This is a genomic window from Streptomyces sp. NBC_01618, assembly GCF_045209435.1.
Lineage (GTDB): Bacteria > Actinomycetota > Actinomycetes > Streptomycetales > Streptomycetaceae > Streptomyces.
The window spans coordinates 310,649-330,094 of record NZ_CP109297.1 but is presented as its reverse complement, the minus strand read 5'-3'; the positions used below and the strand labels follow the sequence as shown (position 1 = coordinate 330,094).

At 69.8% G+C, this 19,446-nt stretch carries 16 protein-coding genes and 1 pseudogene; 11 read left to right on the top strand and 6 right to left on the bottom strand.

The features are described 5' to 3' along the window. The first annotated feature begins 46 nt into the window (after positions 1-46). Positions 47-1,147 carry a hypothetical protein gene (locus tag OH735_RS01520; RefSeq protein ID WP_406378752.1) on the top strand — a complete coding sequence of 367 codons (1,101 nt, stop codon included), beginning with the start codon at positions 47-49 and terminating at the stop codon, positions 1,145-1,147. A gap of 66 nt (positions 1,148-1,213) precedes the next feature. Here OH735_RS01520 and OH735_RS01515 read toward each other — a convergent pair whose 3' ends face one another. From OH735_RS01515 to OH735_RS01505, 3 genes and pseudogenes are all read right to left on the bottom strand, one after another. Continuing rightward, a complete protein-coding gene (locus OH735_RS01515) occupies positions 1,214-1,516 on the bottom strand; it encodes a hypothetical protein (RefSeq protein ID WP_406378751.1) in 303 nt (100 codons plus the stop codon). Between the two features lie 662 nt (positions 1,517-2,178). Next, positions 2,179-2,646, bottom strand: a complete 468-nt coding sequence (locus OH735_RS01510; RefSeq protein WP_406386359.1) for a group II intron maturase-specific domain-containing protein — start codon at positions 2,644-2,646, stop codon at positions 2,179-2,181. After that, a pseudogene (locus tag OH735_RS01505) lies at positions 2,623-2,772 on the bottom strand (group II intron reverse transcriptase/maturase); the annotation flags it as partial. The gene OH735_RS01510 and the pseudogene OH735_RS01505, both read right to left, overlap by 24 nt. Before the next feature lie 93 nt (positions 2,773-2,865). Between OH735_RS01505 and OH735_RS01500 the strand changes: the two are divergent. After that, positions 2,866-2,988, top strand: a complete 123-nt coding sequence (locus OH735_RS01500) for a hypothetical protein (RefSeq protein WP_406378750.1) — start codon at positions 2,866-2,868, stop codon at positions 2,986-2,988. A gap of 98 nt (positions 2,989-3,086) precedes the next feature. On the opposite strand, the gene OH735_RS01495 is transcribed toward OH735_RS01500, so the two are convergent. Further along, positions 3,087-3,671, bottom strand: coding sequence for a DinB family protein (locus OH735_RS01495; protein ID WP_406378748.1), 585 nt, complete (start codon positions 3,669-3,671; stop codon positions 3,087-3,089). Positions 3,672-4,104: 433 nt separating this feature from the next. On the opposite strand from OH735_RS01495, the gene OH735_RS01490 reads away from it, so the two are divergent. Together OH735_RS01490 and OH735_RS01485 are read left to right on the top strand one after the other, a co-directional pair. Beyond that, positions 4,105-5,169 carry an IS30 family transposase gene (locus OH735_RS01490; RefSeq protein WP_406378747.1) on the top strand — a complete coding sequence of 355 codons (1,065 nt, stop codon included), beginning with the start codon at positions 4,105-4,107 and terminating at the stop codon, positions 5,167-5,169. Then, complete coding sequence (locus tag OH735_RS01485) at positions 5,166-6,080, top strand: recombinase family protein (protein WP_406378746.1); 915 nt, start codon at positions 5,166-5,168, stop codon at positions 6,078-6,080. Before OH735_RS01490 ends, OH735_RS01485 begins: the two co-directional genes overlap by 4 nt. Positions 6,081-6,270: 190 nt before the next feature. Here the strand turns inward: OH735_RS01485 and OH735_RS01480 are convergent, their stop codons facing one another. Next, positions 6,271-7,458 carry an ROK family protein gene (locus OH735_RS01480; protein ID WP_406378744.1) on the bottom strand — a complete coding sequence of 396 codons (1,188 nt, stop codon included), beginning with the start codon at positions 7,456-7,458 and terminating at the stop codon, positions 6,271-6,273. A gap of 165 nt (positions 7,459-7,623) precedes the next feature. Between OH735_RS01480 and OH735_RS01475 the strand changes: the two genes are divergently transcribed. Genes OH735_RS01475 through OH735_RS01450 form a run of 6 tightly spaced genes read left to right on the top strand, consistent with a single transcriptional unit; the run spans position 7,624 to position 16,379 of the window. Beyond that, positions 7,624-9,111 carry a sugar ABC transporter ATP-binding protein gene (locus tag OH735_RS01475; RefSeq protein WP_406378742.1) on the top strand — a complete coding sequence of 496 codons (1,488 nt, stop codon included), beginning with the start codon at positions 7,624-7,626 and terminating at the stop codon, positions 9,109-9,111. Beyond that, on the top strand, positions 9,108-10,124 hold the full coding sequence (locus tag OH735_RS01470; RefSeq protein ID WP_406378741.1) for an ABC transporter permease: 1,017 nt from the start codon (positions 9,108-9,110) through the stop codon (positions 10,122-10,124). The genes OH735_RS01475 and OH735_RS01470 overlap by 4 nt, the downstream gene beginning before the upstream one ends. Beyond that, positions 10,121-11,125 carry an ABC transporter permease gene (locus OH735_RS01465; RefSeq protein WP_406378739.1) on the top strand — a complete coding sequence of 335 codons (1,005 nt, stop codon included), beginning with the start codon at positions 10,121-10,123 and terminating at the stop codon, positions 11,123-11,125. The genes OH735_RS01470 and OH735_RS01465 overlap by 4 nt, the downstream gene beginning before the upstream one ends. Further along, positions 11,122-12,339, top strand: coding sequence for a substrate-binding domain-containing protein (locus OH735_RS01460; RefSeq protein WP_406378737.1), 1,218 nt, complete (start codon positions 11,122-11,124; stop codon positions 12,337-12,339). The genes OH735_RS01465 and OH735_RS01460 overlap by 4 nt, the downstream gene beginning before the upstream one ends. Then, positions 12,336-13,211, top strand: a complete 876-nt coding sequence (locus OH735_RS01455) for a sugar phosphate isomerase/epimerase family protein (protein WP_406378735.1) — start codon at positions 12,336-12,338, stop codon at positions 13,209-13,211. The genes OH735_RS01460 and OH735_RS01455 overlap by 4 nt, the downstream gene beginning before the upstream one ends. Positions 13,212-13,262: 51 nt before the next feature. Beyond that, positions 13,263-16,379, top strand: a complete 3,117-nt coding sequence (locus tag OH735_RS01450; RefSeq protein WP_406386358.1) for a ThuA domain-containing protein — start codon at positions 13,263-13,265, stop codon at positions 16,377-16,379. A 66-nt stretch (positions 16,380-16,445) separates the two neighbouring features. Here OH735_RS01450 and OH735_RS01445 read toward each other — a convergent pair whose 3' ends face one another. Further along, positions 16,446-17,582, bottom strand: coding sequence for an aminoglycoside phosphotransferase family protein (locus OH735_RS01445; RefSeq protein ID WP_406378733.1), 1,137 nt, complete (start codon positions 17,580-17,582; stop codon positions 16,446-16,448). Between the two features lie 231 nt (positions 17,583-17,813). Between OH735_RS01445 and OH735_RS01440 the strand changes: the two genes are divergently transcribed. Beyond that, positions 17,814-19,313 carry a hypothetical protein gene (locus OH735_RS01440; RefSeq protein WP_406378731.1) on the top strand — a complete coding sequence of 500 codons (1,500 nt, stop codon included), beginning with the start codon at positions 17,814-17,816 and terminating at the stop codon, positions 19,311-19,313. Positions 19,314-19,446 lie beyond the last annotated feature (133 nt).

The window sequence follows — 19,446 nt, the reverse complement described above, 5'->3', positions numbered from 1 at the left end:
TCCCAGGGGAGCGGGCCGCGGTCTACTGATTGCCAGGGGGTTGGGGATGGGCGCGGGTAGGGAGCCGGACGGCTTGTCCAGGTCCGACGAGGAGTGGGAGCGGTTTCTGCGCGAGTCGATGGCGGGTGCCGCCGACTCGCCCAAGGAGCCGTCGGCGCGGGCCCGCGACGTGGCGAAGCGGCTGCGCGCGGAGCCCGGCCGCGGCCTGGAGGGCTGGCGCAGCTACACGCCCGCGCGGCCCAAGCGGCGCACGGGCTGGTACGTGGTCGGACTGCTGGCCTCGCTGGTGCTGCTCGTGGTGGCGCTCGCGCCGGGGCGGATAGTGAACCTGTTCGCCGGCGACGACCCTGACTCCCCGCCGCTGGCGGCCGAGACCGCCCGCCCGACCCAGGCACCCCCGGCGGAGGCGGCCCAACGCCCCACCAGGGACAAGCCGTTCCGCGGTTCGCCGGCGGCGAGCTGGGCGAGCGGAGCGGCGGGGATCACCGTGCCGAAGGCCGGGGCGGTCGGCTGGATGAGCGCGGCCGACGTCGAGCGGGCCCTCGCCCGCAGCCGGGACTTCCTCGTCGCGTCCGGCCTGGACCGCGGGGTGCTGCGGGGCGAGCGCCCCGAGACGGCGATTGCACTGATCAACCCGCACCAGAAGGACGTCCAAGACCTTCTGAAAACCGCTTTCCGAACCCCGAGCGAGAAGAACGACCCCCTCCTCCTCTTCAGCCGCTTCCAGCCCTCCCGCACCCACCTGGTCGGCGACGTCGTGAAGACCCGGGGCCGGCTCACCTACCGGGAGGGCGAGCGCGGCGCGCTCCAGGTGACCGCCGACGTCACCTTCGTCTACCCGGTCACCCGCGCGGACGCGGGCGGCGACGACGAGATCGTGCGCACGATCGTCCGGCGCGAGCTGGTCCTGAGCTGGGACGACCCTGACAAGGTGATCACCGAGCCGGGTACGTTCTCGATCGTCTCGTACAAATACGACATGACCAACGGTGGCTGCGGCGCCCTCACGGGCTACTTCACCCCGCCCTTCGGCACGGACCGCCGGGCGGACGAGGCCGGCACGGAGGTCGACCCGTACGACCGCAGCGCGCCGGTCGGGCAGGGCGAGTCCTCTGGGGACGAGTGCGGGAGGGCGACGCGGTCCTAGAGCGGCCTTGACTGGTGGCTCGCATGTTGAGGCGTCGCGTATTCCTCGTTGAGTTCGGTCCTGATGTCACCGTGTGTGGTCGCCGGGGGCGTATCGGCTCCAGGTTCCTCCGGCCTCGGTGACCAGGCGGGTGGCTGTCTTGTCGTGATAGCCAAGCGCCTTCGCGATGACGGGAGCCGGGGCCTGGAGGATGAGTTGGCGGATCGCGGAGGTCCTGCCGCGCTGTGGCGGGACGCCGATCTTCCGCAGATGGACTTGGAGGCTGACCGGGTTCATCGGCTGTCCGGGCTGGCGGCCGGGGAAGAGCCACTGTGAGCTTCTGCTGCTGGCGTAGGGCAGGTGCTCGCACGACTGGACGTATGCCCGCATGAGGTCGCGACGGGCTCGGGAAGCGGAGACGGCGGGTCTCCCAGCCGGACGGTGACGGTGGCCCCGTCGTCGATGACGTCGTCGACAGTGAGGCGGACGATGCGGGTGACGGGTTGCGCGTAGAGGAGAACGAGCGTGGCGGCGACCCGGGCCCGCAGGGGCAGGGAGTCGTCGTTGAGGGTCCGCCGGAGAATGGCGAGTCGGCGATGCTGGTGCAGTGGCGCTTGGTCCTGGTTGATGACCTGGGGTGGCAGGGTGAGGCGGGGCATCCGGCTTGTCTTCATGCACCGTCGCAGGAACGTCTGGGCCGGGCGCCGGGTGGCCAGCTTCTCGGTGTGCCAGGCGTCGAGGTCGGCCTGCTGGCACTGTTGGATGGTGCGGCCTCGGTCAGCGAGCCAGGCGAGGAAGGCGCCGGCCTGGGTGATCTCTTGTTTCGCCTGGCTGGTCTGGGAGCGTCCCAGGGGCCCCTTCTCGGCCTTGCTCCGCAGGGGGCTGATTGAACGCCGTCACTTCGCCTGGTGACGACTCCCAGAGTCGTTGATCGTCCTCGCTGAGTAGGCCCGGAGCGCGGTGCCGGGATTGCTCCCGGTCCGTTTCTCCGGACCTCTCGCCGAACCCGCCGTGCGTCTCTCAACGCAACGGGCTCTCCACGGTCTCTGCCGTCAGACGGGTTTCGCAGGCTGCCATGGGTTGGGGATCGTGCTGGCCCGGTATCGGTAACGGCTGACCGTCACTGATGCGATCCGGAACAGCTCAACCCCGTCCGCCGCGATCGGAAGCCACCGCCCGGTGGGGGTGGTGAACCGGCGGCGGACATCGCCCCAACTCCATCGGTGACGTTCCCGCAGCATGCGGATAAGACGCCACCACACGAAGGCGTCGAGCCTGTCGAAGACATGCTTGGCGACAGCGTGCTTGAAGTAGTTGGCCCAACCGCGCATGATCTGAGTGAGTCTCTTCAGCACGGCGGCGAGATCCTGCTGCGATGTCCTGCCTGTCGAAGCACGGACCTTCGCCTTCAGCGACCGGATGGGCCGGTCGGCGATGAAGGTGTAGACGTGCCACTTGGTCGTTCCTCCCTTGCGTTTCCACTGGATGCGGAAGCCCAGGAAGTCGAACCCATCGCTCATATGCGTGATCCGGGTCTTTGCCTGCGACAGGCGCAATCCCAGAGGTTCAAGCACGTCAGCGACTTCTTCGCGCAGTGCCGTGGTGTCGGCCTCGGTGCCATGCACCAGGACGACGCAGTCGTCCGCGTAGCGGACGACCCGTCACGTGGGTTGACCTTTGCGGCGCCGGTAGGCGCGTTTGCCTTCGGTGGCCATCGCCCCACCTGGTCCCCGGGGCCCGTGCAGGTGCTCGTCGAGCGCCGACAGAGCGATGTTCGTCACCGCCTCGACCCCGGCCGCCGGCGCCCGCTGCGCGACCCGGACGCGCCCGAGCTGGACGAGGACGACGAAGGCGTGGACTGAACGCCCACATCGGGTGACGCGGGCATATCAGGTGGCCGGGGTGCTCGGAAATCGCAAGCGCCGGTAGGGGAGCTGATGTCAGGCTGCCTGGTGTCTAACTAAGCCTTGATTGGTGCGGCCGTCCTGGCGGCCTGCTCGATCTTCGCGCAGTAGGCTGCACGGGCTTCCTCGTCGATCTGCTTCTCGTGTTCGGCGCGCAACCCGGTCCGGCCGTCGAGGCCCTCGCGCAGGATATCGGCGTGCCCGGCATGCCGGATGGACTCGCCGAGGACATGGACCATGACGGCGAACAGGTTCGTGTCGGCATAAGGCTCCGGCCACCACGGCACGTGGCCGGGGGCGTCGAGGGGAAGCTCGTTGATCGTCGCGTCCGAGTGTTCCCATGTGCGCCGGTAGAACCCGATGATCTGATCGCGGGTCTCGTCCTCGGTCGCCCACAGATCGCTGCCGTTGGAGTCCTGCCACCGGGGCAGCGGTTCCGGGGAAGGGCGGTCGAAGACCTCGCCGAAGTACCTGGCCTCGACGCTGGCCACGTGTTTGACCAGGCCGAGGAGGTTGGTCCCGGTCGCTGTCAAAGGTCGGCGGGCGTCGTATTCGGACAAGCCGTCGAGTTTCCAGAGCAGCGCCTTGCGGTCCCGCCGCAGTCTCCCGTGCAGGTTGTCTTTCGCGAATTCATCGATCATGCGGCATGAGCCTGCCATGGGCTGCTCGTGGTCTCAAGATCCCGTACATGGTCCGCAACGACTGGCAGAGCCGAGGCCTAGCCATGGCCGCCGTTGTTCACGCTCACGGACAGCACTGCCTCGGGGCGAAGAGCGGGCGCCGTCGCCGGCCTCTGGCGGCCGCGAGGGCGTAGGGCCGAACGGGGTGGCGGGAAACGGGCAGGCTGGACACCCTCACCAGGGTTCGACCCTGCGACCGAGGATCGAAGCCTGCTCGCCTTTCGTCAAACGATGGCACCCTCAAGTGATCAACGCACCACCCACGGATGATCATGTGATCATGGAGGCACAGGTGCGTGACTACGGGTTTTCGCCGGCACAACAGGATGAGATCTGGAGACGCTGGCGCGAGGGGCAGTCGTTCAGCTTGATCGGGCGGGCGCTCGGGGCACCGATGCAACACGCCCGTCGGTTCCTGTACCAGAGCGGTGGCGTCCGCCTCACCCCTCCGACACGATCAGAGCGCCATCTGCGCGGCAGTGAGCGCGAAGAGATATCCCGCGGCATCGCCGCTGGAGAATCGGCCCGGCAGGTGGCCAAGCGGCTGGGCAGATCCCCTTCGACCGTCTCCCGCGAGATCGCCCGCAACGGCGGCCGGGACCGCTACCGAGCCGCCTCAGCCGATGCGGCCGCCTACGAACGCGGGCGCCGGCCCAAGCAGGCCACGCTCGCCCAACGGCCCGCTCTACGCGCCCTGGTGGAGGCCAAGCTGGCTCTGTGCTGGTCACCCGAGCAGATCGCAGGATGGCTGCGACGCCAGTTTCCTGGTGACGCCTCCATGCAGATCTCTCACGAAGCGATCTATCTCTCGCTCTATGACCCTCGCCGACGCCAGGCGATCGATCGCAGCCTCACCCAGCGACTGCGGTCAGCCAGGCCCATGCGTCGTCCGAAGATCGCCCGCAGGCCCACAGGGCGGGGCATCATCCGCGGCATGGTGTCCATCACCGCCCGCCCCGCCGAGGTCGAGGACCGCAAGGTTCCCGGCCATTGGGAGGGCGACCTCGTGATGGGCACCATGCCCTCGGCCGTCGCTACGCTCGTCGAGCGCACCAGCCGCTACACGGCCATCGTTGCGCTGCCGGACGGCATCAAGGCTGAGCAGGTCACTCCACACCTCACCAGGAGTCTCCTCGGCATCCAGCCCCAGCTACGACGAACGCTCACCTGGGACCGGGGCCGGGAGATGGTCGAGCACCAGGCCATCACAGCCGAGACCGGGATGCCGATCTACCTCTGCAAGCCGCGCAGCCCGTGGCAGCGCGGCACCAACGAGAACACCAACCGACTGCTTCGGCAGTACCTCCCCAAGGGCACGGATCTCCGCACGTTCAGCCAGGCCGACCTGGACGCCATCGCCCACGAGCTCAACCATCGTCCGCGCAAGACCCACGGCTATCGCACTCCGGCAGAGGTCTACGCTGGCCTCCTGAACAGCGGTGATGCGCTGACCGCTTGAGCTCGCCGGTCTCGACCGACCAGCAGTCGACCTCCCGGCAGAACCTCGTCCTGGACGAGGCCGGGATCGAGGACCCGGTCGTCTTCGAGGAGGACCCGGGAACCTCCAGCCGCCTCCACCCCCTTCAGCGCCCGAAGTTCCGCGAACTGCTCACCTACGCGCGGCCGGGCGACACCGTGCACATCTCCGAGATGTTCCGCCTCGTACGCGGCACCGGGCACATCCTCGACGTGCTCGACGTCCTCCACCGCGACCAGGTGGCGCTGCGCATCCACGACGGCGCGTTCTCCGCGATGGACCCCACCGCCCGTCACCCGCGCACCGGGGAGTTGCTGTCCACCGTGAAGTTCATGGTGCAGACCCTCGCCGCCGCCGGCGAACTCCAGCGCGACCTCCAGCGCGAGCTGACCTACGACGGACTGCGAGCCGCCGAGGCCAAGGGCAGCAAGGGCGGGCGCCGCCCCGCCGTGGCGGCCGAGAAGACCGACGACGTCCGCACCGCGTACCTGGAGGGCCGCTCGATCACTGCCCTCGCCCGCGACCACCGCGTCAGCCGCGACGCGATCCGCACGGCGGTCGCCGACCTCATGCCCGACCACAACGCCATCTCGCAGGAGGACACCCCCGCTCCGGAACTGCCGGTCACCCTCGACATGCCGGGCAAGGTCGCGGACTTCCTCCGCGCGTCCGACCTGGAGCCCGCCGAGCGGGCCGCGCTCGACCAAGGGGTGACCGTACGGCGCGGCCAGGGCTACAGCCTGCGCATCACGGCCGTGCCAGGGGTCCACCGCCAGCTACTCGCCCGCTGCCAACCGCTCGACGGCGGCCAGGGTGTCCCTACCGTCCCTGCCCAGCGCAAAGCCCGGCGCGAGTACGAGAACCGCGTCACCGGCCTCGGAGTTCCGGACTGAACAAGATCACCGGCTTAGCGTTAACCGCTGTACCGATGTTCCCCGAGGCCGGAGAAAGCGGGCGTGCCCTGTGCCCCTCCGTGTGCGGCATCCGCGCGCGGAGGGGCACTTGACCGTCCGCGCGCGGCGCGGGTCCGTCCGGGCCCGTCAGCCCGTCACCTGCTTGCCGGCGAGCGTCGGCCCGCGGCCTTCAGCCCGCCACCTGCCGGTTCACCTGCGCGGGAGAGAGCGCGTGTTCGATCGCGAGGATGCCCGCTCCCACCGCGGCCGCGTTCTCGCCCGTACGGCTCGGCTCGATCCGCAGCAGATGCGTGGCCAGCGGATGCGAGCGCCGGTAGACGGCCTCCCGTACTCCCGCGAGCAGCTGGTCGTGGACGGCGGCCAGCGCGCCCCCCATCACCACCGTGTCCGGGTTGAAGAAGTTCACCAGCCCCGCAAGGACCTCGCCGACCGCCCGGCCTGCCTCCCGCACCATCCGTACGGCATCCCGGTTCCCGGACTGCACCAGCCGCACCACATCACTTCCCGATGCCGCGTGCAGCCCCAGCCCGACCAGTTTCGCCGCCAGTGACGCACCGCCCGCGACGGCCTCCAGGCACCCCGAATTGCCGCACCGGCACGGATCGTCGAGGTCCGCGACCCGGATATGGCCGATGTCGCCCGCGCATCCCTGCGCACCCCGGTGCAGCTGCCCGTCGGCGACGATCCCACAGCCGATCCCCGTGCCGACCTTGATGTACAACAGGTAGCGGCAGTCCGGGAAGGCGCGGCGCTGCTCGGCCAGCGCCATCACGTTCACATCGTTGTCGACCAGGGCCCGCACCCCGAACCGGGCGGCGAAGAACTCCGGGATCGGATACTGGTGCCAGCCCGGCATGATCGGCGGATCGACAGGGCGGCCGGTCGAGAACTCCACCGGGGCCGGCACCCCGACCCCGATGGACCGCAGCGTCTCCGGCTCCCGGTGCGCCTCCTTGAGCAGGGTGCGTACCGTCCGCTCCACGTGCCGCAGAACGGAGTCCGGGCCGTCGGCGATGGACAGCGGTTCCTCCTGCACCGCCAAGGTGGCGCCGCCGATGTCCATCAGCGCCACTCGGCAGTGCGAGGCCCCCAGATCCACCCCGGCCACCGCGTGTTCACGGGTGCGCAGCGCCAGCCGGCGCGGCGGGCGGCCACCGGTGGAACCGCCGTCGGCGTCCTCGTCCACCAGGCCGTGCGCGATCAGCGCGTCCACCCGCTGGGAGACCGTCGAACGGGCCATTCCGGTGATCCGGGCGATGTCGGCACGGGTCGCCACCGCACCCGAACTGATCAACGCGAGCACCTCGCCCGGCGAGTGCGAGGCGGCAGCGGATATGCGATCCGACGGCGAAGACATGACAGTCACCCTAAGGACGACTTCCGCTGCTCACAAGGCATCACCTGTTCGGTCATCGACCTAAGTCCATGCCAAGTAGCCTGAAAACAAAGGTGCTTGAGCTCTTGACAGTCCTAAGGTGTGTCACGACTCTGCTGTGCAGGCCGCTGAGCGAGGAGCCACTCGATGCTGACGATGCACGGTGTGTCCAAAAGTTTTCTCGGGGTGCGTGTGCTCCACGAGGTGGGGCTCGATCTCGAAGCCGGTGAAGTGCATGCCCTGGTGGGGGAGAACGGCGCGGGAAAGTCGACTCTGATGAAGATCCTCGCGGGCGAGCACGTACCCGACGCGGGGAGCGTCACCATCGACGGCACCGCGTACTCCTTCAGCCACCCGGCGCAGGCCCAGGCCGCCGGGATCGGCATCGTCCACCAGGAGTTGGCGCTGCTCCCGCACCGCACCGTCGCCGAGAACGTCTTCCTGGGCCGCGAACCGACCCGGTACGGACTCGTCGACCGGCGCGCCATGGAACGGCGCACCGCCGAACTCCTCGCCGAGATGGACGAGACCGGCATCACCCCGCGGACCCCCGTCCACGAGCTGTCGGTGGCACGCCGGCAGACCGTGGAGATCGTCAAGGCCCTCGCCTCCGACGTCCGGATCCTGGTGATGGACGAACCCACCGCCGCCCTCGCCGACCACGAGGTGGCACAACTCGCTTCGTTAATAAGGCGCCTGACCGACCGTGGGCTCGGCATCCTGTACATCTCGCATCGGCTCCGCGAGGTCTTCGCACTCTCGCAGCGCATCACCGTCCTCAAGGACGGCCGCCGCGTCGCCACCCTCACCACCCGTGACACCGACGCCGACACGGTCGTACGCGCCATGGTCGGACGGGAACTCGGCGCCTACTACCCGCCCAGGGCCCGTCCCGGCGAGACCGGCGCGGTGCGGCTCACCGTGAGCCGCGGCGGCAACGCCCGGATCTCCGGCATCGATCTCACCCTGCGGGCGGGCGAAATCGTCGGCGTCGCAGGACTCCAGGGCTCCGGCCGCACCTCCCTCGCCCGGGCCCTCTTCGGCGCCGAGCCCTTCACCACGGGCACCATGACCGTCGACGGAACACCGCTGCGCCCGACCCGCCCCCGGGACGCCGTCCGGGCCGGAATCGCCCTGGTCACCGAGGACCGCAAGGCCGAGGGCCTCGCCCTGCGCCAGTCCGTGACCGACAACGCGCTGCTCGTGACCCGGGCCGTGCCCGCCCGCGGCGAAGCGCCCGCCGACCGCGACGTGGGCGCGCTGCTGGAACGCGTACGCCTCCGGGCACCCGGCGGCAACCAGCAGGTCCAGTACCTGTCCGGTGGCAATCAGCAGAAGGTCGTCATCGCCAAATGGCTCGCCGCCCGCCCCCGGATCCTCCTCTTCGACGAACCGACCCGAGGCGTCGACGTCGGCGCCAAGGCCGCCATTCACACCCTCGTACGGGAACTGGCCCACGAGGGCCTCGCCGTACTGATCATCTCCTCCGAACTGCCCGAGCTGATCGGCATGAGCGACCGCGTCCTCGTCATGTCCGAAGGCCGCCTCGCCGGCGAACTCCCCGCCGGCGCCACGGAAGAGGCCATCATGCGCATCGCCACCGGCGGCGACCGTACCCGGGAGGGAGCCGCATGACCGCACTGCGGCCCGACCTGAAGACCCGGCCCCGCACCGGCTCGCGGCGGATCGCCGGGCTGCGCCCCGCCGGCCCCGTGGCAGGAGTCTGGCTCGCCGCGCTCGCCGTCACGGTTCTCGGCTGGATCGTCGTCGCGGTCCGCGGCGGGGACTTCCTCACCGTCACCAACGTGGTGACGATTCTGCAGAACTGCGTCGCCCTCGGCCTCGTCGCCGTCGGCCAGTCCGCCGTCATCCTCACCGGATCACTCGACCTCTCCGTCGCCTACCTCATCAGCCTGGGCACCCTCGTCGCCGCGGAGACGATGGAGAGCGGCAGCGTCCTCGTCGCCGTCCTCGCCGTCCTCGCGCTCTGCGCCGCCGTCGGACTGGCCAACGGACTCGTCGTCACCGGCCTCAAGGTCAACGCCTTCATCGCGACCCTCGGCACCGCCTTCATCCTGCGCGGCTGGATCGAGGACAACTACACCGGCCCGGCGGGCAAGGTCCCCGCCTCCTTCCAGCACCTCGGCTACGACCGGATCGGCCCCGTCCCCGTCTCCCTCCTCCTGCTCCTCGCCCTCGCCGCCGCCCTCTGGCTGATCACCCGCCGGACCCGGCTCGGCCACCACATGTACGCGACCGGCGGTGACGAACACGTCGCCCGGCTCTCCGGGGTCCATACCCGGCGCACCGTCATCGCCGCGCACGTCCTGTGTTCACTCTGTGTCGGCGCCGCGGCTCTCTTCCTCGCCGCCCGGCTCGGCGCCGGAGCACCCTGGGCCGGCACGGAAGCCCGCTACGACCTGGAGTCCATCGCCGCCGTCGTGCTCGGCGGCACCGCACTCGCCGGGGGCCGCGGGGGAGTGGCGGGCACCCTCGGCGGCGTCCTCGTCCTCTCCGTGCTCGACAGCGTCTTCAACCAGTTGGCCGTCGACCCGTTCTTCAAGAACGTCGTCCGCGGCGTCGTCATCATCGCGGCCGTCGCCCTCTACGCGCGAGGCCGCCGCACCTCGCAGGAGAGGACCGCATGACCACCGCACAGGCGCCCGCGGCCCGCCGTGCCGTACGCGCCCTCACCACCGGCACACCCGTCTACGTCCTGCTCGCGGTGCTCCTCGCCGCACTCGCCCTCACCGACCCGGGCTTCTACGAACCCGACCGCTTCCTCGCCTTCGTCAAACGCGCCGCACCCCTCGTCATCCTCGCGGCGGGCCAGTACCTCGTCATCGTCTGCGGTGAGTTCGACCTGTCCGTCGGAGCGATCGTCACCGCCGGGGTGGTCGTCGCCGCCGAACTGTACGGCTCGTTCCCGGGCGCGCCCTGGCTGCTCGTCAGCGCGGTCCTGCTGCTCGCCGGAGCCCTCGCCGGCCTCGTCAGCGGACTGATCACCACCCTGCTGCGCGTGCCGTCGTTCATCACCACGCTCGGCATGATGCTGATCCTCGAAGGCGCAGTCTTCTTCTGGACCGGCGGTTCCCCGCACGGCGCGCTGCCCGCGGCCTTCCGCCGGATCGGGCGCGGCACCGCGTTCGGCTGGCTGCCCTGGGCCGTCCTCGCCTGCCTCGTCGCGGGCCTCCTGGCCGTACGCCTGATGCGTTCCGGTTTCGGCCGCACGCTCCTCGCCACCGGCGACAGCGAACGCGCCGCCGCCCTGGCCGGAGTCCGGGTCGCGCGGGCTCGCACCATCGCCTTCGTCCTCTCCGGCGTCGCGGCGGCGCTCGCCGCCATACTCGTCGCCGGGTTCTCCGGCGTCTCGGCGCAGGCCGGCCGCGGCTACGAGTTCGAGGCGATCACCGCCGTCGTCCTGGGCGGCGTGGTGCTCGGCGGCGGGCGAGGGTCCGTCGTCGCGGCGATGGCCGGAGCCTTCTCGCTCCAGGCACTGTTCACCCTGCTCAACCTCCAGGGCGTCTCCGGCGCCCTGGAATCGACCGTACAAGGCGTCATCGTCATCGCCGCCGTCGCCCTCGGCGCAGCCGACTGGTCCCGGCTGCGCCGCCGCGGCACCGAGCCCCCGGGAGCGAAAACCTCATGAGCACCCGAAAGATCCGGCACACCCTCGTGTCCGTCGCCGCCCTGCTCGGCGCGGCCCTGCTCGCAGGCTGCACGAGCGACGCACCCCCCGACGCGCCCGCGGCCGCAGCAGGCGGCAGCTCGGGCGACCCCGGCACCGGCAAGCAGTCGAAATTCTTCGACCGGGCGGAGTACGACCGCCAGCTCGCCCTCGCCGGGGAGACCCCGCAGGGACCCGCCGGCAAACCGTGGGAGCAGATGCTCCGGCCACAGCTCATCGACACCACGCAGTACAGGAAGAAGAACGGCGCCGACGGCATCCACCTCTGCTTCTCCAACGCGGGAGTCTTCAACCCGTGGCGCCAGGTCGGCCTGAAGAACCTGCGGGCCGAGGCCGGACTCCACAAGGAGATCACCGACTTCACCGTGCTCGACGCACAGGGCAAGGACGACAAGCAGATCTCCGACATCCAGGAACTCACCGGCCAGGGCTGCGACGCACTGATCGTCTCCCCGAACACCACCGCCACCCTCACCCCCGCCGTCGAGCAGGCCTGCAAGAAGGTGCCCGTGATCGTCTTCGACCGGGGCGTCGAGACGGACTGCGCCGTCACCTTCATCAACCCGATCGGCGGTTACGGATACGGGGCGGCCGGCGCGGACTTCCTCGTCGAGAAGGTGAAACCCCAGGGGAAGATCCTCGCCCTGCGGATCTCCCCCGGCGTCGATGTGCTGGAGACCCGCTGGTCGGCGGCGAAGGTCGCCTTCGACAAGAGCGGACTCGACGTCGTGGACGTGAAGTTCACCGACGGCGACCCGGCCAGGACGAAGGCGATCGTCACCGACGCGATCACCCGCAACGGCGACATCGACGGCGTCTGGATGGACTCCGGAGCCACCGCCGTCGCCGCTGTCGAAGCCTTCGAGGACGCCGGCAAGGACGTACCGCCCATCACCGGCGAGGACCAGCAGGACTTCCTCCAGGCGTGGAAGGAGAAGAAACTCACCGCGATCGCCCCGTCGTACCCCACCTTCCAGTGGCGAACGCCCGTCATCGCCGCGCTGAAGATCCTCAAGGGCGAGCAGGTCCCGAAGGAGTGGAAGCTTCCGCAGCCCACCGTCACCCAGGACACCCTCGACCAGTACCTCGAGCCCGGCATGCCGCCCCTGCACTACGCGATGTGCGGCTGCGAGAATCTCCCGGGCTTCCCGGAGAAGTGGGGAGGCAAGAAGTGAGTGCCGCCGCGTTACCGCTCGGCGCGAATCCGTGGATCTGGCACTCGCCGGTGACGTACGAAGCACTCGGCGACGTTCTGCCGCGCCTGTCCGCATGGGGTTTCGACTGCGTAGAGATCCCCCTGGAGCACGAACGCGACTGGGCACCGGCATCCGTCGCCAAGCTCCTCGACGCGTCCGGGCTCGCCCCCGCCGCGGTGATCGCCGTCATGCCCCCCGGGCGCAACCTGGTCCGCGCCGATCCGCAGACCGTCCGGGTCACCCAGGACTACCTGCACCGTTGCGTCGACGTGGCCAGGGCCCTGAACGCCCCCACCGTCGCGGGGCCCGTGTACACGGCGGTCGGCCGCACCTGGCGGATGAACCGCGTCGAACGCGCCGCGGCCTACGAGGAGTTACGGGAGAACCTCGCCCCGGTCGTCGATCACGCGCACGCCGACGGGGTGCGCATCGCCGTGGAACCGCTCAACCGGTACGAGACGAGTCTGCTCAACACCGTCGACCAGACCCTCGAAGCCCTGACCGGGCTCCCCGAGGACACCATCGGCCTCGCGCTCGACGTGTACCACCAGAACATCGAGGAACGCTCCCTGCCCGACGCCGTACGCCGCGCCGCGGGCCGCATCGTCCACGTGCAGGTCTGCGCCAACGACCGGGGCACCCCCGGCGCCGACTCCCTCGACTGGCCCGGCTTCCTCACCGCACTCACCACGAGCGGCTACCGCGGACCGCTCTGCATCGAATCGTTCACCGCGCACAACGATGCCATCGCGGTCGCCGCCTCCGTCTGGCGACCGCTCGCCGGCACGCAGGACACCCTCGCGACCGACGGCCTGGCCTTTCTTCGCCACGCCCTCGAAACCACCCCCTGAACCCGCTCGTCCACGACCCGCAGAGAGGACCCGCACGTGAGCCACCATCCGATACGATGTCATGCTCGTGACATACGATATACGTTCATAGCGCTGGTCAGCGCACTGCTCCTCGCACTGACCGCGCTGCCCGCGACCGCAGCCACCACCGGCAAGGCCCCCGCCTTCCGCGCCCTGCTCTTCACCCGCGCGGTCGGCTATGTGCACGGATCCATCCCCGCCGGCATCCAGATGTTCAAGGAGGAGGCGGCCGCCAACAACTTCGAAGTCGTCGAGACCGCCGATCCCGCGGTCTTCGACACCGCCAGGCTCAAGGACTTCGACGTCATCGTCATGCTGCAGAACTCCGGCATGGTCTGGGACACCGACGCCCAGCGCGAAGCGATGCAGACGTACGTACGGGGCGGTGGCGGCGTCGTCGCCATCCACAACACCCTCGACATGGGCATCGAGGACACCTTCCCCTGGTGGGACGAGGCCATCAACGGCGGCGTCCACATGCCCGCCCACTCACCCGGAGTCCTTCAGGGCACCGCCAAGGTCGCCGACCGCGTCCACCCCTCGACCGCGGGACTCCCGGAACGCTGGGAGCGCCCCGAGGAGTGGTACAACTTCGACCGGAACCCCCGGGGCGACGTCCACGTCCTGGTCACCGCCGACGAGACCACGTACAACCCCGGCGGCTCCGCCATGGGCGCCGACCACCCCATCTCCTGGTGCCGCAACACCGAGGGCGGCAGGGTCTGGGCGACCGCCATGGGCCACGACACCGCCTCGTACAGCGAAGCCGCCTTCCGCGCCCACGTCCTCGGCGGCGTCAAATGGGCCGCGGGCAACAAGCCCGGCGACTGCGGCGGCACCGTCTGGAGCGGCTACGAGAAGGTCACCCTCGACGACAACACCGCCGACCCGATGGAACTCGACGTCGCCGACGACGGCCGCGTCTTCTACATCCAGCGCAGCGGCGAAGTGAACATCTACGACCCGGCGGCCCACGCCACCACCACCGCCGGGAAGCTCGACGTCTACACCGGCGGCGAGGACGGCCTGGTCGGCATGGAACTCGACCCCGACTTCAGGAAGAACCACTGGATCTACCTCTACTACGCCCCCGCGGGTACCACCGAGGACGTCAACCGGCTCTCCCGCTTCACGGTCAAGGGCAACGTCCTCGACCGCGCCAGTGAGAAGAAGCTCATCGACGTCCCCGCCTACCGCGACCGCACCTTCCCCGAGCCCGGACACACCGGTGGCGCCGTCGAGTTCGGCCCCGACCGCACGCTCTACCTCGGCGTCGGCGACGACACCCCGCCCAACCTCGACCCGAACTGGCAGGGGTACGCCCCGCTCGACTGGCGCGAGGGCAAGCAGATGCTCGACGCCGCCCGCACCGCCGGCAACACCAACGACCTGCGCGGCAAGATCCTGCGCATCAAACCGAAGGACAACGGCGGCTACACCATCCCCAAGGGCAACCTCTTCGCCCCCGGATCAGCCGGGACCCGCCCCGAGATCTACGCGATGGGCTTCCGCAACCCGTTCCGCTTCACCGTCGACCCCAAGACCGGGTACGTCCACGCCTCCGACTACGGCCCCGACCGCGGACTGCCCACCACCGACCGCGGTCCCGAAGGGCTCGTCGAGTACAACGTCATCAAGAAGGCCGGAAACTTCGGCTGGCCGTTCTGCCACGGCAACAACCAGGCCTACGCCCCGTACAACCCCGACACCAAGGAAGTCGGACCCAAGTTCGACTGCGCCAACCCGGTCAACCCCTCACCCAACAACACCGGTCTGACCGCACTCCCGCCGATCCAGCAGCCGGAGATCTGGTACGGCTACGGGCCGTCGACGGAGTTTCCCGAGGTCGGCAGCGGAGGCTCGGCCCCGATGAGCGGCCCCGTCTACCACTACGACGCGAAGAACCCGTCCGCCACGAAGTTCCCCGCCTACTTCGAGGGCGCGAGCTTCTTCTACGAGTGGTCGCGCAACTACGTCAAGGAAATCCGCTTCGACAAGGACCAGAAAGTCCTCAAGATCAACGACTTCCTCTCCTCCCAGAAGTTCAACAAGCCGATGGACATGACGTTCGGCCCCGACGGCTCGCTCTACGTCCTCGAATGGGGCAGTTCCTTCGGCGGCGGCAACAACGACTCCGGGCTCTACCGCATCGACTACGCCCAGGGACAGCGCGCACCGGTCGCCAAGGCCGCCGCCTCCGTCACCGACGGCCCCGTACCGCTGAACGTCGACTTCTCCAGCACGGGCAGCAACGACCCCGACGGCGACCCGCTCAGCTACGCCTGGGACTTCGACGGCGACGGTACGTACGACTCCACCGACGCGAACCCCAGCCACACCTACACGGCCAAGGGCAATTTCGCCGCCCAGCTCAAGGTCACCGACTCCACCGGAAAGTCCGGCTACGCCAACATCCCCGTCACGGCCGGCAACACCACACCCCAGGTGACCATCGACTTCCCGGTCAACGGCAAACTCATCGAGTTCGGCGACAAGATCCCGTACAAGGTCACGGTCACCGATCCGGAAGACGGCCCGGTCGACTGCTCCAATGTCACCGTCAACCCGGCGCTCGGACATGACGACCACGAACACCCGACCACCGACATCCCCGGCTGCGAAGGCACCGTGGACACCGGGGACCTCGGCGGCCATCCCGAAGGCGCGGACCTCACCTACGTACTCAACGCCAAATACACCGACAAGGGTGGCGACGGCGTCTCCGCTCTCACCGGCTACGGCCGCGCCGTGCTGCAGCCGAAGCACAAGCAGGCGGAGTACTACGACGCCCAGTCCGGCACCCGGATCGTCGCCCAGGCAGGCGCCGAGAACGGCAAACGGATCGGCGACGTCTCCAACGGAGACTGGGTCGCCTTCGACCCGATGAGCGTCGAAGGCATCGGTACGGTCGGCTACCGACTGTCCTCACCGTACGGGGTCGGCGCGATCGAACTGCGCGCGGACGCCCCCGACGGCCCGCTGCTCGCCACCACCCCGGTCCCGAACACGGGTGGCTGGGACAACTATCAGGCCACCCCGGCCGTACCCGTCCAGGAACTGAAGGGAACCCACAAGCTGTACCTCGTCTTCACGTCCCCGCAGAACAACTCGTTCGACGTGGACGCGGTCGACTTCAAGAGTCCCTGACACATGGGCGCGCTGCGGGTCCGGTGTGTAGGCACCGGACCCGCAGCGCGCGTCCCCCGGGCAGGGTCAGCGAGTGCCGACCGCGGCACGTACGGCCCGGCGGGCCATCGCGCAGTCGTCGTGCAGCCGGCGCAGCAGCAGCCGCTGCTCCTCGCTCGACGAGAGCACGCCCGGCCGGTCCTGACCGGCGCCCGGGGGCACCGGCTCGCGCATGGCCCGCTGGACAGCCGCCTCGTACGTACGGATCTCCCGCGTCAGTACCAGCATCAGGTTGACCAGGAACGCATCCCGCTGGGCGGGCCCCTTGGCCTGGGCCAGCTGGCTGATCTGACGCCGCGCCGCCGGAGCGTCGCCCAGGACCGCCCACAGCGTCGCCAGGTCGTAGCCCGGCAGATACCAGCCCGCGTGCTCCCAGTCCACCAGGACCGGACCCGTGGGCGACAGCAGGATGTTGGAGAGCAGCGCGTCACCGTGACAGAACTGCCCCATGCCCTGACGGCCGCCCGCGTGCGCCAGGCCGTGCAGCAGCTTCTGCAGGTCGCCCAGATCGCGGTCGGTGAACAGCCCCAGCTCGTGGTACCGGGCGATCCGCGAGGCGTAGTCCAGCGGTGCGTCGAAGAGCCCGGGCGCCGGCCGCCAGGCATTGACCCGGCTGATCGCGCCCAGCGCGGCCCGGACATCGGCGCGGGGCGGGGCCTCCGACGGATGCCGGGTCAGGGCCGCCACCCGGCCGGGCATCCGCTCGATCACCAGCGTGCAGTTCTCCGGGTCGGCCGCGATGAGCCGAGGCACCCGCACCGGCGGGCGGTGCCGGACGAACGCACGGTATGCCGCTATTTCGTGGCGGAACCGCTCAGACCACGCGGGGGAGTGGTCCAGTAAACACTTGGCGACCGCGGTCGCACGACCGGTGGAGCCGACGAGGAGCACCGAGCGGCCGCTGCGACGCAACACCTGCACCGGGTTGAACTCGGGGCAGATCCGCTGGACGGAGGCGATCGCCATCCTCAGCTGGGCGCCCTGCGGCCCGGAGAGGTCCAGTCGCCCGCTGAGCGGCGGCCCGCCCAGCCCCGCCGGCCGCCGCGGCCGGACCGTGCCGGGCGGCGGGGGAGCGGCAAGCGGGGCGAGGTACGGCCCGCCGCCCGCCCCCAGGGGACGAAGCGGCCGGGGCGGGGCGGTCACGGAGGACGATGCTGTGTACATGGGCGAGACAGATCCCTTCGTGCGCCGACAAGTTGCGTGCACCGCCCCGGCCGGCGGCCGTTCGGCACCCTGGGGAGTACCTAGGGCTGCCGGGCGGGGTGGCGCATTCCTACCTGACACCGGCGCGCCGGTGGCAGACCATCTGGCGGACCCTGGCGAACCATGGCGAATACTCGCAAGGCACCTGACAGGGGGTTACTGTCAACACAGCCGAGAACCTGGGGGCTTGACGTGACCGGAGAACCCAACACCCGCCTGTGCGACCTGTTCGGCCTCGCCGGCTGGTCCAAGGGCGAACTCGCGAGAATGGTGAACCGGCAGGCGGCGGCCATGGGCCACCCGCAGCTGGCCACCGACACCTCGCGGGTGAGGCGTTGGATCGACATGGGGGAGTCCCCCCGCGATCCCGTGCCCAAAGTGCTGGCTGCCCTGTTCACCGAGCGGCTCGGTCGTGTCGTGACCATCGAGGACCTCGGGTTCGGCCGGCGCGGGCGTGTGGGAAAACGGCGGGAGGTCGGGACGCAGCACAATCCCGACGGACTTCCCTGGGCGCCCGAACGGACGGCAGCGGTCCTCACCGATTTCACGGGAATGGACCTCATGCTCAACCGACGAGGCTTGGTGAGCGCGGGCGCCGCGCTCGCCGCAGGATCGACCATCACCGGCCCCATGCACGACTGGCTGCACACCGACCCTGTACTGGCGGCCGATGCTCCAAGGACCGACGACCCGCTGTACGCCGACCCGGCCGGTTTCGACCGGTACGAGGCCGCGCCCATCGGCTCGGAGGAGATCGAGGCGCTCGAACGCTCCGTCGAGGTGTTCCGCGCCTGGGACGCCTCCCGGGGCGGCGGACTCCAGCGCAAGGCTGTGGTGGGCCAGCTCAACGAGGTGGGCGGGATGCTCGCCTACCGTCACCCCGAGCATCTGCAGCGCCGCCTCTGGGGCGTCGCCGCCAACCTCGCGGTCCTCGCGGGATGGATGTCCCACGACATCGGCCTCGAACCCACCGCCCAGAAGTACTTCGTCATCGCGGCGCACGCGGCGCGCGAGGGCGGCGACCGCCCGCGCGCGGGCGAGGCGCTCTCCAGGGCGGCCCGTCAGATGGTCCACCTGGGCCGTCCCGACGACGCCCTGGACCTGATGAAGCTCGCCAAGTCGGGTTCCGGGGACATGGTCCTGCCGCGCACCCAGGCGATGCTGCACACCATCGAGGCCTGGGCACAGGCGTCCATGGGCCGCGGCCAGGCGATGCGGCGCACGCTCGGCAAGGCCGAGGAACTCTTCGTCTCGGACAAGAGCGATGTGCCGCCTCCCAGTTGGATGCAGATGTTCGACGAGGCGGATCTGCACGGCATGCAGGCCCTGGCGTTCCGTACGCTCGCCGAACACGAACCGTCGGCGGCGAGCGTGGCTCAACGCCATGCCAGGCAAGCGCTGGAGCTGCGGGCCAACGGACGCCAGCGGTCCAAGATCTTCGACTACATCTCGCTGGCTTCGGCATGCTTCATCGCCGACGATCCCGAGCAGGCCGACCGCTACGCACGGCTCGCCCTGGTGTCGATGGGGGAGACCTCCTCGCACCGCACCTGGGACCGGTTGCGCGAGATGTACCGGCTGACGGGCCAGTTCGCGGGCTACGCGAAGATCGAGGACCTGCGCGAGGAGATCAAGCTCTCCCTGCCGCAGAGCTCCATCATCAAGCAGCGCAGGCGCTCGTCCGAGATCTGACACGAGGGCGCCGCGGCGACGGGGCGCCGGTCAACAACTGCCCTGTCACGGACCGCTGTCGGAGCATCGGTTGTCGGAGCGCCGGCCATCGAAGCGCCGTACCTGCAGGCGGCTCGTCCCTCTGCGTACCGCG

Excerpts from the sequence above, each read along its gene's own strand:
- OH735_RS01510 (WP_406386359.1), bottom strand. The coding sequence starts at position 2,646 with ATGAGCGATGGGTTCGACTTCCTGGGCTTCCGCATCCAGTGGAAACGC.
- OH735_RS01460 (WP_406378737.1), top strand. The coding sequence starts at position 11,122 with ATGAGCACCCGAAAGATCCGGCACACCCTCGTGTCCGTCGCCGCCCTG.
- OH735_RS01495 (WP_406378748.1), bottom strand. The coding sequence starts at position 3,671 with ATGATCGATGAATTCGCGAAAGACAACCTGCACGGGAGACTGCGGCGG.
- OH735_RS01470 (WP_406378741.1), top strand. The coding sequence starts at position 9,108 with ATGACCGCACTGCGGCCCGACCTGAAGACCCGGCCCCGCACCGGCTCG.
- OH735_RS01490 (WP_406378747.1), top strand. The coding sequence starts at position 4,105 with ATGCAACACGCCCGTCGGTTCCTGTACCAGAGCGGTGGCGTCCGCCTC.
- OH735_RS01520 (WP_406378752.1), top strand. The coding sequence starts at position 47 with ATGGGCGCGGGTAGGGAGCCGGACGGCTTGTCCAGGTCCGACGAGGAG.
- OH735_RS01465 (WP_406378739.1), top strand. The coding sequence starts at position 10,121 with ATGACCACCGCACAGGCGCCCGCGGCCCGCCGTGCCGTACGCGCCCTC.
- OH735_RS01480 (WP_406378744.1), bottom strand. The coding sequence starts at position 7,458 with ATGTCTTCGCCGTCGGATCGCATATCCGCTGCCGCCTCGCACTCGCCG.
- OH735_RS01515 (WP_406378751.1), bottom strand. The coding sequence starts at position 1,516 with ATGCGGGCATACGTCCAGTCGTGCGAGCACCTGCCCTACGCCAGCAGC.
- OH735_RS01475 (WP_406378742.1), top strand. The coding sequence starts at position 7,624 with ATGCTGACGATGCACGGTGTGTCCAAAAGTTTTCTCGGGGTGCGTGTG.
- OH735_RS01445 (WP_406378733.1), bottom strand. The coding sequence starts at position 17,582 with ATGTACACAGCATCGTCCTCCGTGACCGCCCCGCCCCGGCCGCTTCGT.